We start from the raw sequence: 16,465 nt of genomic DNA on the forward strand, positions 1-16,465 counted from the left end.
CGCTATCGGGGGAAAAGCGACATGTTTCGCGCACAAAGGCGACAGCATGCCCCCATCTGGCCCCTTGCCTAACACCCATGCGCGGCCTAAGAGCCTGACATGAGCCAGACATCCCACGACCGCCTTCTGATCATCGACTTCGGCAGCCAGGTAACGCAGCTGATTGCCCGCCGCCTGCGCGAGCTGAACGTCTATTGCGAAATCCACCCCTATCAGAATGTCACGATGGACTTCGTGCGCGAAATGGCGCCACGGGCCGTGATCTTCTCGGGCGGGCCCGACAGCGTCACGCGCGAGGGCAGCCCCCGCGCGCCGCAGGAAATCTTCGATTATGGCGTGCCGATCCTGGGGATCTGCTATGGCCAGCAGACGATGATGACCCAGCTGGGCGGCCACGTCGAATCCGGCCACGGCACCGCCGAATTCGGCCGCGCCTATGTCACTCCCAAGGGCAAGCTCGACATTCTCGACGGCTGGTTCACGGATGGCCGCGAACAGGTCTGGATGAGCCACGGCGACCACGTGGCCGAAATCGCCCCCGGCTTCGAGGTCTACGGCACCTCGCCTGGGGCGCCCTTTGCCATCACCGCCGACACCAACAGGCATTTCTACGCGGTTCAGTTCCACCCCGAGGTGCACCACACGCCCAACGGCGCAAAGCTCTACGAGAATTTCGTGCGTCTGGCGGGGTTCAAGGGCGACTGGACCATGGGCGCCTATCGCGAGGAAATGATCCGCAAGATCCGCGAGCAGGTGGGCGATAAGAAAGTCATCTGCGGCCTTTCGGGCGGCGTCGACAGTTCCGTCGCCGCTATCCTCATTCACGAGGCGATCGGCGACCAGCTCACCTGCGTCTTTGTCGACCACGGGCTCTTGCGCAAGAACGAGGCCGCCGAAGTCGTCGGCATGTTCCGCGACAATTACAACATCCAGCTTATCCATGCCGACGAATCGGACCTGTTCCTGGGCGAGCTTGACGGCCAGTCCGACCCCGAGACCAAGCGCAAGATCATCGGCAAACTCTTCATCGACGTGTTCCAGAAACATGCCGACACCATCGAGGGCGCCGAATTCCTGGCCCAGGGCACGCTGTACCCGGACGTGATCGAATCGGTCTCTTTCTCGGGCGGCCCGTCGGTGACGATCAAATCGCACCACAATGTGGGCGGCCTGCCGGAAAAGATGGGCCTGAAACTGGTCGAGCCGCTGCGCGAGCTGTTCAAGGACGAAGTCCGCGCGCTGGGCCGCGAACTGGGCCTGCCGCAAAGCTTCATCGGCCGCCACCCCTTCCCCGGACCGGGCCTGGCCATCCGCTGCCCCGGCGAGATCACCCGCGAAAAGCTCGAAATCCTGCGCGAGGCCGATGCGATCTATATCGACCAGATCCGCAAGCACGGGCTCTATGACGAGATCTGGCAGGCCTTTGTCGCGATCCTCCCCGTCCGCACCGTCGGCGTGATGGGCGACGGGCGCACCTATGACTACGCCTGCGCGCTGCGCGCGGTGACCTCGGTCGACGGCATGACCGCCGATTATTACCCGTTCACCCACGAATTCCTGGGCGAAACCGCGACCCGAATCATCAACGAGGTCAAGGGCATCAACCGCTGCACCTATGACATCACCTCGAAACCGCCGGGAACCATCGAGTGGGAATAATCCACACCGACACCCGGGCGCGACAGACCCTGACCGCCGAGTGGGATCACGCAACTCGGCCACGCGGCCTTGTCCGATCATAGTCGCGGGACGGAGTCACGCCCATCAGGTGTCTGTCGTGCGCGGCCATACCTGCGTCTCGTGCCCAAGGAACCCCGGCGCCCGACCCGACCCAATCCCCAGAGCTGGACCCAATACACTCGACCAGACCCGTCCGTATCCGGCGCCCGAAGTACGACCGATCAGGCGCCGGGCCTTGACCAGCCACGCCGCCAGGCGGAACCAAACCGCCTCGCCACCCGGCGGTGACTGACCGCATCCGCCAAGCAGGGCCAAGCCACCCGGCGACCAACCCCGGGCCGACCGTTCCACCAGACCGACCGCATCGGACCCCGGCCCTATTCAACCAAGCCCATCACGCGAAACCCGACTTTCGCTTGCCTGCACATCCCGGGCCAACTCACGATCAAGTTAGATCCAAAACCTTTCGAATTCGTTAGCCGCGCCCGGTTCTGCTCTGCGTTCGCTCTTGTACAAAACGGAACATTCGCCTTTCGGACCAAGTACAAACGGTCAATTCCCGGCTTGACGCCCCCCGCTACGGCGGTCTTGATGGCGGCGCCAGAGTGACGGAGATTTCATGAACAGCACCTCGAAAGCCGCGCTCTGGATGACCGGCGCAATCGCCTCCTTCTCGGCCATGGCGGTGGCCGGGCGCGAGTTGAGCGCCGTGCACGACACGTTCGAAATCATGATGTACCGCAGTTTTGTAGGCGTGCTGGTGGTCTCTCTGGCCCTGACTTTGACCGGTAAATGGCATCAGGTCAGCACCCGCGCCCTGGGCCTGCACGCGCTGCGCAACACGGTGCATTTCACCGGCCAGAACCTGTGGTTCTTTGCCGTCACCGTGATCCCGCTGGCGCAGGTCTTTGCGCTGGAATTCACCCAGCCGCTCTGGGTCATCCTGCTGTCACCGCTCTTGTTGGGAGAGCGGATGACGCGAGTGCGCGTGGCCGCGGCGGTGATCGGCTTCATCGGCATCCTGATCGTCGCCCGACCCGGCGCCAGCAGCCTGAGCATCGGCATCCTGACGGCGGCAATGTCGGCATTTTTCTTTGCCCTGACAACGATTTCCACGAAGAAGCTCACCCGGATCGCCAGCATCGGCTGCATCATGTTCTGGCTCACGGTGATGCAAGCCATTCTGGGCATGGTGGCCTCGGGCTATGACGATCAGATCGCGCTGCCAACGCTTGGCACCGCGCCGTTTCTTGTGCTGGTAGGGCTTGCCGGGCTGTTGGCGCATTTCTGCATCACCAACGCGCTGGCCATCGCGCCCGCCACCGTGGTCGTGCCCATCGACTTTGCCCGCCTGCCCACGATCGCGGTTGTCGGCATGCTGCTTTATGGCGAACCGCTCGATATCTGGGTTCTGGTCGGTGCAGCGGTGATCTTTGGTGGCAACTACCTCAACATCCTGACCGAGACCCGGAACACGACCCGGTAACGCGCGCTCAACCCGGTGCGAGCTTCCCCTCGGTCAATCATTGACCGATCTGTACACCTTCATAACTTGATCTCACAGTAACGCGAATTCCCCGCAGCCCCTCACCTGCACGGGACGAAGATATCTGTGAGAGATCATTGAGATACGCGCTTTCGAGTGCGCTGGTTTTGTGCGCCCTGACGGTGGCGGCACAGGCCGGCGGCCTTGACCGATCGGGCCAGGGCGTCAACATACTGTTCGAGGACGGCGAAGTGATCCAGTTCCGCCTGGGCTGGACCGATCCCCGCGTCAGCGGCAGCCTGGGCGGCGTGCCTTCGGGCAATGTGTCCAACAGCTTTGTCACCCCGCATTTCGCCTACAAGAAAGCGCTCACCGATCGGCTGGACTTCGCGCTAATCTATGACCAGCCCTTTGGCGCCGACATCAGCTATGACGCCGCCTATCCGCTGTCGCAGAACCCGGTGCCGGGCGAGCGCCGCGATGTGCTCAGGGCCAAGGCCGATACCGACGCGCTGACCGCCGTGTTCCGCTATCGCTTTGACCGCGGGCTGAGCGTGATCGGCGGCCTGCGCGCCCAGCGGGCCGAGGCCAGCGTGACCGTTCCCGCCGCCGCCGGATACAGTGTGACCACCGACAGCCCGGTCGATTTTGGCTATGTGGTCGGCGTCGCGTGGGAGCGGCCCGATATCGCTGCAAGGGTGGCGCTGACCTACAATTCGGCCATCAACCATACCCTGGAACAAAGCGAGAGCCTGAACCCGCCGCCGCCCGCGCCGCCGGGCTTCGTGGCCACCCTGCCCTCATCCAGTACGATCAGCACGCCGCAATCGGTGAACCTGGATTTCCAGACCGGTATCGCCGCCGACACGCTGCTGTTTGGCAGCGTGCGCTGGGTCGACTGGACCGCGTTGGTCTATAACCCGCCAAACTATCCGCCGCTTACCAATCTGGTCGATTACGACAGCGATACGGTGACCTATTCGCTGGGCATCGGGCGCAAGTTCTCCGAGGCCTTTTCGGGCGCGGTGACGCTGGGGTACGAGCGGCGCTCGGGCGACAGCCTGTCCGATCTTGGTCCCACTGACGGGTTCTGGAGCGTCGGCCTGGGCGGCACCTATTCGCTGGACAAGGCCAAGATTTCGGGCGGCGTGCGCTATACCGATCTGGGCGATGCTACTACCAACAATGGCGCCCGCTTCACCGGCAACAGCGCCTGGAGCGTCGGGTTCCAGATCACCTATGCGCTGAACTGAGCAAGCGCAGGAAACGGGTCGCACCGGGGCGCAGGGTCGGGCACAAGGGCGTATGAGTGATCAGAAAACCCTTTCCCCGCGCGCCTGGGCCGAACTGTTGCTGCTCGGCCTGGTTTGGGGCGCCTCGTTCCTGTCGATCCGCATCGCACTGGATGAATTGCCGGTTCTGACCACCGTACTGCACCGGACATTCTGGGCAGCCCTGCTCTTGTGGGGGGTGGTGTTGATCGGGCGCATCCCGCTGCCGCGTGATCCCCGGATCTGGGTGGCTTTTCTGGTGATGGGGGCGCTCAACAACGTGGTACCCTTTGCCCTGATGGCCTGGGCGCAACAGCATATCGAAAGCGGGCTGACCTCGATCCTGAACGGGACGACGGCCATTTTCGGGGTGCTGGTCGCCACGCTGGTCTTTACCGACGAGCGGTTGACCAAACGGCGGCTCGCGGGTGTCACGCTTGGGTTTCTGGGCGTCGCGACGACCATTGGCCTTGGGCATCTGGCCCAGTTCAGCCTGCGCTCGACAGCGCAACTGGCGGTTCTTGCCGGGACCCTGTCCTATGCGCTGGCGGGAGCATGGGCCCGGCTCCGGCTTGGCCATTTGCCACCGCAACTGGCGGCTGCCGGCATGTTGACCGGCTCCACCCTGTTGATGCTGCCACTGACCCTGCTGGTCGATGGCCCACCGCAATTCGACCTGCAACCGCGCACCTGGGCCGCGGTCGGGTATTATTCGCTGGTCGCCACCGCCGGTGCCTATCTGTTGTATTACCGCGTCCTGGCGATGGCGGGGGCATCGAACCTGATGCTGGTGACGCTGGTTATCCCGCCGGTGGCCATCATCCTGGGCGCCTGGGTGCGGCATGAGGCACTGTCGGCCAACACCTATGCGGGTTTTGCCCTGCTTGCGCTGGGGCTGATTGTACTCAACGGCCCGCGCCGCCGCGATTGACCATGGGCGTGACGCCCATTAACAACGGCCCTGACAAGGGATAGCGGTGCAGAATGATCTACGGCTCGGCTCAGGAATGGCGCGATGCGGCGCGCAAGAAGGTGCTGTTTTTTGGCATGTCGGGGCTGGGCAAGACCTATGTCTCGAATATTCTGCGGGATGCCGGAAATTGGTTCCATTACTCGATCGACTATCGGATCGGCACCCGCTACATGGGCGAGTTCATCGCCGACAACGCCAAGGCCGAGGCGATGAAGGTGCCGTTTCTGCGTGATCTTCTGATGACGGATTCGATCTATATCGGCTCGAACATCAGTTTCGAGAACCTCAAACCGGTGGCCTCTTACCTGGGCACACCCGGCGACCCGGCGATGGGCGGTATCGATATCGCTGAGTACCGCCGCCGGCAGGACCAGTTCCGCCATGCCGAGATCTATGCGTTGCTCGATACCGAGTATTTCATCGACCGGGCCGAACGGCTTTATGGCTATCCGCATTTCATCTGTGACACCGGCGGTTCGATCTGTGAATGGGTCGATCCGGATAATCCCGAAGATCCGATTCTGAAAAATCTCAGCCAGCACACGCTGATGATCTGGATCAAGGGCGACGAGGCGCATACCGAAAAGCTGATCCGCCGGTTCGACCGCGACCCCAAGCCAATGGCCTATCAGCTCGAGTTCCTGACCCGGGTTTGGGACAAGTACCTGTCGCTCAACGATCTGTCGCCCGACCGTGTCGACCCGCCCGCCTTTCTGCGCTGGACCTATGCCCAGGCCCTGGCGCACCGCCAGCCGCGCTATGCCGCAATGGCCGAAAGATGGGGCATCACCGTGACCACCGACCAGATCGGCGCGGTTAGAAATGCAGCCGATTTCGATGATTTGATCGCCAGCGCCCTTGAGGCGCACGCGGCTCAGACCTAGCTTTTCCTTTCCTGATCACAAAGACGGCCCCAAAATGCCCATCAAGATCCCCGCACATCTGCCCGCCTATGACGTCCTCAGCCGAGAGGGCGTCATGGTCATGTCCGAGGATCAGGCTGCCCGACAGGACATCCGCCCTTTGCGCATCGGATTGCTGAACCTGATGCCGAAAAAGATCCAGACAGAGAACCAGTTTGCCCGCCTGATCGGTGCCACGCCGCTCCAGATCGAGCTGAGCCTGATCCGGATGACCGAGCATCAGACCAAAAACACCGCCGCCGAGCACATGGAGGAGTTCTATCGTCCCTTTCAGGAGGTAAGGTCCGAGAAGTTCGACGGGCTGATCATCACCGGCGCACCCATCGAGCATCTCGAATTCGACAAGGTCACCTACTGGGACGAAATGCGTGAGGTCTTTGACTGGACACAAACCAACGTGCATTCCACCTTTGGCGTCTGCTGGGGTGGCATGGCGATGATCAATCATTTCCATGGTGTCAAGAAACATATGCTCGAGCACAAGGCGTTCGGCTGTTTCCGGCACAAGAACCTTGCGCCCGCCTCACCCTATCTGCGCGGATTCTCGGACGACTTCGTCATTCCCGTCAGCCGCTGGACCGAGATGAAACAGGCCGAGATTGATGCGGCCTCGGGTCTGCGCACCCTTCTGGGCAGCGACGAGGTCGGTCCGTGCCTGGTCGAGGATACCGGACACCGCGCGATCTACATCTTCAATCATTTTGAATACGACAGCGATACGCTGAAGCAGGAATACGATCGCGACGTGGCCAGCGGAACGGCGATCAATGTGCCGCTGAACTATTACCCCGATGACGACCCGTCCCGTAAACCGCTGAACCGCTGGCGCAGCCATGCGCATCTGCTTTACGGCAACTGGATCAGCGAGATCTACGAGACGACGCCATATGACCTTGACAAGATCGGCCTGGAATCCACAGATCTGAGAGGCTGAGCCGAGATGCGCCTGATCCTCGTCCTGGCGCTGATTGCCTGTGGGTTCTGGGCCCTGACCCTGTGGCGCGCTGCCCGTCACGAAGCTCGCGCCGAGGCCTCGCACCCACCGCGCGGACAGTTTGTCGAGGTTGACGGCACGCGCATTCATGCCGAGGTGCTGGGCGAAGGTCCGGACCTGGTAATGATTCACGGATCAAACGGCAACACCCGCGACATGACCTATGCGCTAGCCCCGGTTCTGGCCCGACATTTCCGGGTGATCTTGTTCGACAGGCCGGGGCTGGGGTTTTCCGATGCCCTACCCACCGACGCGGCCGGGATTGATCAGCAAGCCGCGATTTTGGCGCGGGCGGCGCGGGCGATGGGATCGGATCGCCCGATGGTACTGGGACACAGCTATGGCGGCGCAGTGGCGCTCGCCTGGGCGGTCAATCACCCCGACTCCCTGTCGGCACTGATCCCGGTGTCCGCCGCCTCCAACCCGTGGACCACTCCGCTGGATCTTTTGTACCGGGTCACCTCCAACCCCATTGGCGCGGCCGTGGCTGTGCCGCTGATCGCGGCTTATGTTCCGGATTGGTATGTGACCAAGTCTCTGGAGGATGTGTTTGCCCCCCAAAGCGAACCCGGAGATTACGCAAACCATTTTGGCCCGGGCCTATCGCTACGCCGGGGATCGCTGCGGGCGAATGCAATGCACCGCGCCCTGCTGCTGGATCAAATCCGCAGCCTGCACCTGCGTTATGGTGAAATCACCATACCCACCGAGATCGTTCACGGTACCGCCGACGACACCGTGAATTTCGAACTTCATGCCGTGAACCTGTCCAACCAGATCAAGGGTGCAAATCTGACGGCTCTCGACGGGGTCGGCCATATGCCGCATCATGTCGCCGTGGACGCTGTTGTCGCCGCAGTCCTGCGTGCGGCGCATCGAGCGGGTTTGCGTTAAGTCGCGGCAGCTTCCATATTGGAAAAGACACACCCGATGAAGGATGCCTGCGGATGACTCACACATATATCGGTGAAATCTCGCGCTATTACAAAGACCGCGCTCCCGACACCATCCGTCAGACCATCCGTGAGGCAGGCAAGGACGACATTCTCAGCAAAACCTACCCTTATGACGAAGAAATGTCTTCGAAAGACTATGACCGGGCCATGCATGCTCTGCAAATCGAACTGGTCAAGTTGCAGGCCTGGGTCAAGGAAACCGGTGCCCGCATAGCGATTATCTTTGAAGGGAGAGACGCCGCTGGCAAGGGTGGCACGATTTCGCGGTTTCGCGGAAATCTGAACCCCCGCGGCGCGCGGGTTGTAGCCCTCTCCAAGCCGACAGACACCGAACAAACCCAGTGGTATTTCCAAAGGTACATCCAGCACTTGCCGTCTGCGGGGGAAATCGTCTTTTTCGACCGCAGCTGGTACAATCGGGGGGTAGTCGAACATGTGTTTGGCTGGTGCTCTCCAGAGGCGCGGGAATACTTCTTCCGACAGGCCCTGCCGTTTGAACATGCGATAATGGAAGACGGGATACATCTCTTCAAGTTCTGGCTGAATGTCGGTCGCGCCGAACAATTGCGCCGGTTTCTGGCCCGCGAGAAGGATCCCCTGAAACAGTGGAAGCTTAGCCCCGTGGATGTGCAGGGGCTGGACAAATGGGATGATTATACGGCGGCCATCGGCGAGACCCTGACCCGCAGCCATTCGGACCGTTCACCATGGAAGATCGTCCGGTCAGATGACAAGAAACGCGCACGCTTGTCGGCGATCCAGACCGTCTTATCGGCAATCGACTATGACGACAAAGATGACAAGGCGATAGGCAAACCCGACACCAAGATCTGCGGAGGCCCGGAAATCTGGGATGCGTAAACAGGGATACCATCACGGCAACCTGCGGCAGGCCCTGATCGAGGCGGCGCTGGAACTCATCCGGGAAAAGGGACCAACCGGGTTCACCCTGTCCGAGGCGGCGAAAACGGCCGGCGTGACCCCGGCTGCCGTCTATCGTCATTTCGACGGGCGCGAGGATCTCATTGCCGAGGCCGCAAGACAGGGGTTCGAAATGTTCGCTGACCTCATGCAATACGCCTATGACAAGGGGCAACCCTCGGCCCTGGCCGCATTCGAGGCAACAGGGCGTGCTTATCTCGCTTTCGCGCGCAAGCATCCCGGCCACTACATCGCGATGTTTGAAAGCGGCGTATCGCTGAACCGCGATCCGGAACTAGCCGCCGCAGCAAACCGGGCAAAGGCAGTATTGGAACAGGCCGCCGCCGACCTTAGTCAGCATATCCCGCTGGACCGTCGACCGCCAGCTTCAATGGTGTCCGCTCATATCTGGGCCATGAGTCACGGGGTGGTTGAACTTTACGCTCGAAACACTGGAACTGCTTCACCTTTTCCACCGGAGGACCTGCTCGAAACCGGGGTCGGGATCTATCTTCGCGGATTGGGACTGATCGACCCAGACTGACAATGTCTCTTGCGTGACCCTGACGGGATAGGTACCCAGAAGCGGTAACTTTGGAGTAACGTCCTCGTGAGCCACCTGATATCGAACACAACACTTGTCCGCCGCGATCGCCTGAAGCAACTGCAACAGCGTGAAAAGTCATGGTTCGATCTGGAGTTCCTCAAGGCAACCGCTCCGGACGACAGAAGCCGCTGCATTGATTTATTGAAGGATTCCAGATCGCAGCTTCGCCAGGATCTGTTTGCCCTGACGCAATGCGGGTTCAAGACCGGTGGATTTTTCGTCGAATTCGGCGCAACCGACGGCATCGAGTTGAACAACACCTATCTGATGGAAACACATTTCGGCTGGACCGGGATCCTGGCCGAACCGGCCCGTGGCTGGCACGATGCGCTCAAGGCCAACCGGAAATGTACAATTGAAACCCGCTGTGTCTGGCACACCACAGGCGAGACACTGGCCTTCACCGAGGCACCGCGCGGAGAGAATTCGGGCATTTCGACTTTCGTCAAATCGTCACGCCGGTTGCGGGGCCAGAATTACAAGGTCGAGACGATCTCGCTGGTCGACCTGCTGGAAACCCACAAGGCCCCCGCGCATATCGACTATATCTCGATCGACACCGAGGGCAGCGAGTTCGACATCCTGAACGCCTTCGACTTCGACCGCTGGACCTTTGGGGTGATGACAGTGGAACACAATCACGCCCCCCAGCGCGAGGATATCCACGCCCTGCTGACGGACAAAGGGTATCGCCGGGTGCTGGAGGACGTTTCACGATTTGACGACTGGTATGTGCAGGGCAACGGGTAAGTCTGTCCGCGCCCATCTAGCTAAACGAATAAGGCCGCGCACTGCGCGGCCTTTTCTTTGTTCTTCGCCCGAAACTTAGCGCTTCGAGAACTGGAACGAACGGCGGGCTTTGCGCTTGCCGTATTTCTTACGCTCGACCACACGGCTGTCGCGGGTCAGGAAGCCAGCGGCCTTCAGCGCGCCACGCAGCGAGGGATCGTAGAGTTGCAGCGCCTTCGAGATGCCGTGCTTGACCGCGCCGGCCTGACCGGTCAGGCCACCGCCCTTGACGGTTGCCATCACGTCGAACTGGCCTTCGACACCGGCCACCTGGAACGGCTGGCGCAGGATCAGTTGCAGCACAGGGCGTGCGAAGTACACATCCTGATCCTTGCCGTTGACGATGACCTTGCCCGAGCCCGGCTTGATCCAGACGCGGGCGACCGCGTCCTTCCGCTTGCCGGTGGCATAGGAACGGCCCAGCTCGTCACGAACGGGTTCGCGCGGTTCATCAGCGGCCAAGGTTTCGAGGCCTGCGACGGCGCCCAGCTCTTCGAGAGTATTGATCTGATCAGCCATCGGTTTCAGCTCCGGGTGTTTTTCTTGTTCATGGACTTGACGTCCAGAACTTCGGGGGCCTGGGCTTCATGCGGGTGCTCGGTCCCGGCATAGATGCGCAGGTTGGTCATCTGCTGACGCGATAGGCGGTTGCCCGGCAGCATGCGCTTGACGGCCTGGAAGACCACGCGCTCGGGGTGGGCACCCTCGAGGATCTGCTGCTTGGTGCGCGACTTGATGCCGCCCGGGTGGCCGGTGTGCCAGTAGAAGTGCTCTTCGCGCTTCTTGCCGGTCATCTGCACTTTGTCGGCATTGATGACGATGACGTTGTCGCCCATATCCATGTGCGGGGTGAACGACGGCTTGTGCTTGCCACGCAGGCGCATGGCAACGATCGACGCAAGACGGCCCAGAACAACGCCCTCGGCGTCGATCAGGATCCACTTCTTGTCGATGTCTGCAGGTGTTGCAGAAAAGGTTTTCATGGCAGGATGGTCCTGTTTGATGTGACAGACCGGCCGCAAGCGACCGGCCCTGATCTGATGGGCGGTTTCTAGAGACTGCCAACACCCTCGTCAAGCACGCGTCCGCTGTATTTTCCCATACTTATCAATAGATTAAAAAATAGGTATTATTATACCCCAAAAACTTAGACACTTATTTGCTCCGGAGGATTGTCCAGCAACCCTCTGAGGCGCTGCATCGCGTCCTCGAAGCGCGCCAGCGAGACATGGGCATTGACCGCGATCCGCACAGCATTGGGTGCGCGCCCATCGCGTAGCGCGAATTCGTCAGCGGACCGGACCTGTACGCCGGTACGCTCTGCCGCCCGGGTAAAGGCGGCCGAACGCCAGCCCGATGGCAGCCGCAACCACAAAAAGGGAACGTCGGGATCCCAAACCAGATCGAATGCGCCTAACGTATTGACGGCAACCCGGACATATTCGGACATGCGCCTGCGCACGTCGAGCGCCAACTGTCGCGCCCTGGGATCGGACAAAAGCAACCGGGTCAGTTCGGCCAGCGGCTGTGCCAGACCAAAATACCCGTACTCGGCCGATCGACGCAGCCGCGCGGCCTGCTCCAACGGAGCGATGGCAAAGCCGACACGCAGCGCCGGGGTCAGCGATTTCGAGATCGACGATACATGCCAGCCCCGCTCAGGTGCCAGAGCGCGATAACTTGGCGCCCGTGGTTCTCCGATCCTGTAGCAGTCATCCTCGATAATCTGAAGGTCATGCTTGCGCGCAACCTCGATCACTTCCTTGCGCCTTTCCAGAGGCGAGAAGCTGCCAGTCGGGTTCTGAACCTCGGGTGAGACACACACCGCCTGCGCCGGAACCTGACGTGCCGCCAGGTCGAGCGACATGGGGTCGATACCCCACTTGTCCATGCGGATGCCCACCACCTCGGCCCGCATCAGCTCTGCCGCGCGACGAAACCCGGCATAAGACAGGTCCTCAACAAAGACCACCGGTTTGGGGCCACTCAGAATGCTTTGGAAAACCACGCACAATCCATTCTGTCCGCCATGGGTCAACACGATATCGTCTGCGCCCAGCTGCCCGAGCGGCAGTGGCGATAGCCATTCGACAACCGCTTTGCGCACCCCGACATAAGCGTCGCGCGTCGGGTAGTTCAGAAACATGGCGGGATCACCCTGCGCGATCTTGGCCAGGCATTCGCGAATCAACGAAACCTGTCCAACATCCGGCAGGCGCGGGCTGAACAGGCTGACATGCTGGTCGTCCTGCTCTTCGAGCTTGTACAATTGCCGCGACCAGACATCGTCCAGCACCGGTTTTTTCGGCGGCGCCACGAATGTACCACGCCCGACTTCCGCCGACAGAAGCCCCTCGTCTGTAAGGATGGAATAGGCACGTGCCACCGTTCCCGGTGTAATGCTCAATTTGTAGGCAAGCTCCCGCACCGGCGGCAGCTTCGTTCCGACCTCCAGGGACTTGTTTTCTATGGCTTTCCTGATGGCGTCGGCAACCAGGGTGTACTTGGCCCCCTTGGCGGCAGGGAGAGTGTCCGGCCAAATTGTACCCATTACAATCTTTCCTTTGATCTCCGTACATTCTTAAATGTACCAATATAGTGTACCAAGTACATTCATATTGTGTCAATACAATTCGAAAGGAACTCCGTCATGACACGCGCAATGCCCTCCTCCGCCCTCATGCTGCTGAACGCCAGCCCCCGGCTGCCGCTGATCGCCGCACTGGCCGTGGGCTTTGCCGCGACCGTGACCAAATGGGAACAACGCCGGCGAACCCGCCTGAACCTCGGGCAGCTGGACGACCGCCTCTTGCAGGACGTAGGCATTACCCGCAGCCAGATGCGCCATGAAACCGCCCGCCGATTCTGGCAGGGCTGAACAAGATCCCCAGTCCCTTCATTGGGACCTCTTCACTGGCCGGGGTTCGCCCCGGCCTTTTTTTCATCAGAACGAGGCCGCGGCACTGCCAGCAGGCGGAATGGAATAGGTCAGCGTTGCCCGCGCCACCGGCTTGCCTGACCCTTCCGAAAACATCAGCACATCGCCCACGGCAAGTGTCCTGCCCAGTTTCAAAAGACGGCACTCTGCAATCATCTGGGCATCGCCGTCAGGCTTGCGAATAAAATCCATCGAACAGTTGGTGGTCACCGCAAGGGCCTGGCGGCCCACCCGGGCAAGTACCATCGCATAGACGCTCACATCGGCCAGTGCGAACATCGAAGGCCCCGAGATGGTCCCGCCGGGTCGCAAGTGCCGTTCTGCCGTCAGAAGGCGCATGATTACGCTGTCCTCGGTCAAGGCCTCGATGGCGAAGTCGTCCCGCACTTGGGGAAAGACCTCGACCAGGTATTGCGACAATTCCTCCTTGTTCAATGCCAACGCCATTCTTTCCCTCCCCGGCTTCTGAGCCTAGAGTTGCCCCGACTTTGGCAGGGAGGGCAAGATGGCAATTCTGGAACGTCACGACACCGGTGCGGTGGCGCATCTCGAAATGAATGCGCCAGAGCGGCTGAACGCGCTCAGCGACGAGATGCTGGCCGCGCTTCAAGCAGAGTTCGACGCGCTGCGCGATGACCGTTCGATCCGGGCCGTGATCCTGTCGGGTGCGGGCAAGGCATTTTGCGCGGGCCACGATCTGAAACAGATGACCGCCGGACGACAGGCCGAGGACGGCGGCAAGGCCTATTTCAAGGACCTGTTCGACCGTTGCGCCCGGATGATGATGAGTGTTCAGTCTTTGCCCCAGCCGGTGATCGCCCGGGTTCATGGAATCGCCACTGCTGCAGGCTGCCAGCTGGTGGCCACCTGCGACATGGCCGTTGCCGCAGAGGGCACCCGGTTCGGGGTCAATGGTGTCAACATCGGCCTGTTCTGCTCAACTCCTATGGTGGCGCTCAGCCGCAATATCCCACGCAAGCTGGCCTTTGAAATGCTGACCACCGGCCAATTCATCGAGGCCACCCGTGCCGCAGAACTGGGACTGGTCAACCGCGTAGTGCCTGGCACCGATCTGGCCACCGAAACCCAAGCCCTGGCCGAAACCGTCGCGGGCAAGCTAGGCGCTGCGGTACGCATCGGCAAAGAAGCTTTCTATCGCCAGCAGATGCTGCCGTTGGATCAGGCGTATGCCTATACTGGCGACGTGATGGTCGAGAACATGCTCTATCGCGATACAAAAGAAGGCATCGCGGCCTTTATTGAGAAGCGCGACCCTGATTGGAGCCAATAGATCACAAACGTGATCAATCATTAAGGATTGTTTCCAAACAAAGCCTTTCAAATTAGGCAACAACATGGCAAAGGTAGGGCAAGGCGCAAGCCTTGCTGACTTTTGGGTCGCCGTGGGCGGAAGGTCCCTCCTGCCGGTCTCTCTCACCGGCGCTGACATTCCCGCAGCGGCGACCCCAAAATCCCCAAATTAAGGAGTTTCGGGCAACCCGCAAGCGCAGGGTTGGCTGTTCTATTTCACCCGGACCCCGCATGCCCCGTTGCGCCGCGTTGCGCCCTGCCTTATGTGGCCACTCATGACAGACAGATTGCATATCGTGGGCGGCGGCATGGCCGGGTCCGAGGCGGCCTGGCAGGCGGCGGAAATGGGCGTAGATGTGGTAATCCACGAAATGCGACCAAAGGTCGGCACATTTGCCCATCAAACCGGCAACCTGGCTGAGATGGTCTGCTCGAACTCTTTCCGCTCAGACGATGACGAACAGAATGCCGTGGGCCTTCTGCATTGGGAAATGCGCGCCGCAGGTGGATTGATCATGGCATCGGCCGATACCCACCGCCTGCCAGCTGGTGGCGCGCTGGCAGTGGACCGGGACCCTTTTGCCGAGACGGTGACCAATCGTTTGCGCCGCCACCCTCGAATCTCGGTCACCGAGGAAGAGGTCACGGACCTGCCGCAGGAGGGCCAATGGATCTTTGCCACCGGCCCGCTCACCTCTCCGGCCCTGGGAGAGGCGATCCGGCAACAGACCGGATCGGATGCGCTGGCCTTCTTCGATGCGATCGCGCCCATCGTATATGCCGACACCATCGACATGAGCCGAGCCTGGCTGCAATCGCGGTATGACAAAGGCGAGACGGAAGAAGAAAGAACCGCCTACATTAATTGCCCGATGAACCGAGATCAGTACGAGGCCTTCATCGACGCGCTATTGGCGGCGGACAAGACCGAGTTTCACGAAGGCGAAACGGCCACATACTTCGACGGATGCCTGCCGATCGAGGTCATGGCCGAACGCGGCCGCGAAACCCTACGCCACGGCCCGATGAAGCCTGTGGGCTTGACAAACCCTCACCAGCCCGAGGTGAAACCCTATGCCGTCGTGCAGCTACGCCGCGACAATGCGCTGGGCACGCTCTATAACATCGTGGGCTTTCAGACCAAGATGAAGTATGGCGCGCAAACTTCTGTTTTCCGAATGATACCTGGCCTGGAAGAAGCCGGTTTCGCGCGTCTTGGCGGTATCCATCGCAACACGTTCATCAACTCTCCAACGCTCCTGGATGAACAGATGCGGCTCAGATCCCGGCCCAATATTCGGTTTGCCGGTCAGATCACCGGGGTTGAGGGATACGTCGAAAGCGCTGCGATGGGGCTACTGGCCGGACGATTTGCCGCCGCCGGGATACTGGGGCACAGCCTGCCCGAAGTTCCGCAGGACAGCGCCATGGGCGCGCTGATCCATCACATCACTGGCGGCGCGGATGCCAAGACCTTTCAACCGATGAACGTGAACTTTGGCCTGTTTCGCCCGGTCGACGGGCTGAAAGGCGGCCGCAGGGGGCGCAAGGACCGCTACAAGGCCTATACCGACCGGGCCAAGGCGGCATGGAGCGACTGGCTGGCTCAGTCCTGA

General features: G+C 60.9%; 17 protein-coding genes. 13 read left to right on the top strand and 4 right to left on the bottom strand.

The features are described 5' to 3' along the window. Window positions 1-99: 99 nt before the first annotated feature. The 10 genes from guaA (at window position 100) to OEZ49_RS07190 (ending at window position 10,561) form a co-directional block, all read left to right on the top strand. Window positions 100-1,659: a glutamine-hydrolyzing GMP synthase gene (gene guaA / locus OEZ49_RS07145; RefSeq protein WP_263387659.1), complete on the top strand. Its 1,560-nt coding sequence runs from the start codon at window positions 100-102 to the stop codon at window positions 1,657-1,659. 640 nt (window positions 1,660-2,299) lie between these two features. After that, window positions 2,300-3,166, top strand: coding sequence for a DMT family transporter (locus OEZ49_RS07150; protein WP_263387660.1), 867 nt, complete (start codon window positions 2,300-2,302; stop codon window positions 3,164-3,166). A gap of 137 nt (window positions 3,167-3,303) precedes the next feature. Further along, on the top strand, window positions 3,304-4,419 hold the full coding sequence (locus tag OEZ49_RS07155) for an OmpP1/FadL family transporter (RefSeq protein ID WP_263387661.1): 1,116 nt from the start codon (window positions 3,304-3,306) through the stop codon (window positions 4,417-4,419). Between the two features lie 52 nt (window positions 4,420-4,471). Beyond that, a complete protein-coding gene (locus OEZ49_RS07160; protein WP_263387662.1) occupies window positions 4,472-5,368 on the top strand; it encodes a DMT family transporter in 897 nt (298 codons plus the stop codon). A gap of 53 nt (window positions 5,369-5,421) precedes the next feature. Next, the gene (locus OEZ49_RS07165) at window positions 5,422-6,294 is read left to right on the top strand and encodes an ATPase (protein WP_263387663.1); all 873 of its coding nucleotides are present in this window, start codon (window positions 5,422-5,424) and stop codon (window positions 6,292-6,294) included. A 34-nt stretch (window positions 6,295-6,328) separates the two neighbouring features. Continuing rightward, the gene (metA, locus tag OEZ49_RS07170) at window positions 6,329-7,267 is read left to right on the top strand and encodes a homoserine O-acetyltransferase MetA (protein WP_263387664.1); all 939 of its coding nucleotides are present in this window, start codon (window positions 6,329-6,331) and stop codon (window positions 7,265-7,267) included. 6 nt (window positions 7,268-7,273) lie between these two features. After that, complete coding sequence (locus tag OEZ49_RS07175; protein WP_263387665.1) at window positions 7,274-8,221, top strand: alpha/beta fold hydrolase; 948 nt, start codon at window positions 7,274-7,276, stop codon at window positions 8,219-8,221. A gap of 53 nt (window positions 8,222-8,274) precedes the next feature. Further along, window positions 8,275-9,144, top strand: coding sequence for a polyphosphate kinase 2 (gene ppk2 / locus OEZ49_RS07180; protein WP_263387666.1), 870 nt, complete (start codon window positions 8,275-8,277; stop codon window positions 9,142-9,144). Then, entirely contained in the window at window positions 9,137-9,748 is a 612-nt protein-coding gene (locus OEZ49_RS07185; RefSeq protein WP_263387667.1) for a TetR/AcrR family transcriptional regulator, read from the top strand. Before ppk2 ends, OEZ49_RS07185 begins: the two co-directional genes overlap by 8 nt. A gap of 66 nt (window positions 9,749-9,814) precedes the next feature. Beyond that, window positions 9,815-10,561, top strand: coding sequence for an FkbM family methyltransferase (locus tag OEZ49_RS07190; RefSeq protein WP_263387668.1), 747 nt, complete (start codon window positions 9,815-9,817; stop codon window positions 10,559-10,561). Window positions 10,562-10,636: 75 nt separating this feature from the next. Here OEZ49_RS07190 and rpsI read toward each other — a convergent pair whose 3' ends face one another. The 3 genes from rpsI to OEZ49_RS07205 form a co-directional block, all read right to left on the bottom strand. Further along, window positions 10,637-11,119, bottom strand: a complete 483-nt coding sequence (gene rpsI / locus OEZ49_RS07195; protein ID WP_263387669.1) for a 30S ribosomal protein S9 — start codon at window positions 11,117-11,119, stop codon at window positions 10,637-10,639. A gap of 5 nt (window positions 11,120-11,124) precedes the next feature. Beyond that, window positions 11,125-11,583: a 50S ribosomal protein L13 gene (gene rplM, locus OEZ49_RS07200; protein WP_263387670.1), complete on the bottom strand. Its 459-nt coding sequence runs from the start codon at window positions 11,581-11,583 to the stop codon at window positions 11,125-11,127. Window positions 11,584-11,747: 164 nt separating this feature from the next. Further along, window positions 11,748-13,151: an aminotransferase-like domain-containing protein gene (locus OEZ49_RS07205; protein ID WP_263387671.1), complete on the bottom strand. Its 1,404-nt coding sequence runs from the start codon at window positions 13,149-13,151 to the stop codon at window positions 11,748-11,750. A 99-nt stretch (window positions 13,152-13,250) separates the two neighbouring features. Between OEZ49_RS07205 and OEZ49_RS07210 the strand changes: the two genes are divergently transcribed. Then, window positions 13,251-13,478: a DUF1127 domain-containing protein gene (locus tag OEZ49_RS07210; protein WP_164126770.1), complete on the top strand. Its 228-nt coding sequence runs from the start codon at window positions 13,251-13,253 to the stop codon at window positions 13,476-13,478. A 66-nt stretch (window positions 13,479-13,544) separates the two neighbouring features. Here the strand turns inward: OEZ49_RS07210 and OEZ49_RS07215 are convergent, their stop codons facing one another. Next, on the bottom strand, window positions 13,545-13,985 hold the full coding sequence (locus OEZ49_RS07215; RefSeq protein ID WP_263387672.1) for a PaaI family thioesterase: 441 nt from the start codon (window positions 13,983-13,985) through the stop codon (window positions 13,545-13,547). A 58-nt stretch (window positions 13,986-14,043) separates the two neighbouring features. Between OEZ49_RS07215 and OEZ49_RS07220 the strand changes: the two genes are divergently transcribed. Continuing rightward, on the top strand, window positions 14,044-14,829 hold the full coding sequence (locus tag OEZ49_RS07220) for an enoyl-CoA hydratase (protein WP_263387673.1): 786 nt from the start codon (window positions 14,044-14,046) through the stop codon (window positions 14,827-14,829). 295 nt (window positions 14,830-15,124) lie between these two features. Next, window positions 15,125-16,465 (top strand): methylenetetrahydrofolate--tRNA-(uracil(54)-C(5))-methyltransferase (FADH(2)-oxidizing) TrmFO, encoded by a 1,341-nt coding sequence (trmFO, locus tag OEZ49_RS07225; RefSeq protein WP_263387674.1) that lies wholly within the window; start codon window positions 15,125-15,127, stop codon window positions 16,463-16,465.

The sequence above is a fragment of the Ruegeria marisflavi genome, assembly GCF_025673445.1.
Classification (GTDB): domain Bacteria; phylum Pseudomonadota; class Alphaproteobacteria; order Rhodobacterales; family Rhodobacteraceae; genus Ruegeria_B; species Ruegeria_B marisflavi.

Bases quoted from the DNA above. Each gene is read 5' to 3' on its own strand.
- guaA (WP_263387659.1), top strand. From the start codon at position 100: ATGAGCCAGACATCCCACGACCGCCTTCTGATCATCGACTTCGGCAGC.
- OEZ49_RS07150 (WP_263387660.1), top strand. From the start codon at position 2,300: ATGAACAGCACCTCGAAAGCCGCGCTCTGGATGACCGGCGCAATCGCC.
- OEZ49_RS07160 (WP_263387662.1), top strand. From the start codon at position 4,472: ATGAGTGATCAGAAAACCCTTTCCCCGCGCGCCTGGGCCGAACTGTTG.
- OEZ49_RS07165 (WP_263387663.1), top strand. From the start codon at position 5,422: ATGATCTACGGCTCGGCTCAGGAATGGCGCGATGCGGCGCGCAAGAAG.
- metA (WP_263387664.1), top strand. From the start codon at position 6,329: ATGCCCATCAAGATCCCCGCACATCTGCCCGCCTATGACGTCCTCAGC.
- OEZ49_RS07175 (WP_263387665.1), top strand. From the start codon at position 7,274: ATGCGCCTGATCCTCGTCCTGGCGCTGATTGCCTGTGGGTTCTGGGCC.
- ppk2 (WP_263387666.1), top strand. From the start codon at position 8,275: ATGACTCACACATATATCGGTGAAATCTCGCGCTATTACAAAGACCGC.
- OEZ49_RS07185 (WP_263387667.1), top strand. From the start codon at position 9,137: ATGCGTAAACAGGGATACCATCACGGCAACCTGCGGCAGGCCCTGATC.
- rpsI (WP_263387669.1), bottom strand. From the start codon at position 11,119: ATGGCTGATCAGATCAATACTCTCGAAGAGCTGGGCGCCGTCGCAGGC.
- rplM (WP_263387670.1), bottom strand. From the start codon at position 11,583: ATGAAAACCTTTTCTGCAACACCTGCAGACATCGACAAGAAGTGGATC.
- OEZ49_RS07205 (WP_263387671.1), bottom strand. From the start codon at position 13,151: ATGGGTACAATTTGGCCGGACACTCTCCCTGCCGCCAAGGGGGCCAAG.
- OEZ49_RS07210 (WP_164126770.1), top strand. From the start codon at position 13,251: ATGACACGCGCAATGCCCTCCTCCGCCCTCATGCTGCTGAACGCCAGC.
- OEZ49_RS07215 (WP_263387672.1), bottom strand. From the start codon at position 13,985: ATGGCGTTGGCATTGAACAAGGAGGAATTGTCGCAATACCTGGTCGAG.
- OEZ49_RS07220 (WP_263387673.1), top strand. From the start codon at position 14,044: ATGGCAATTCTGGAACGTCACGACACCGGTGCGGTGGCGCATCTCGAA.
- trmFO (WP_263387674.1), top strand. From the start codon at position 15,125: ATGACAGACAGATTGCATATCGTGGGCGGCGGCATGGCCGGGTCCGAG.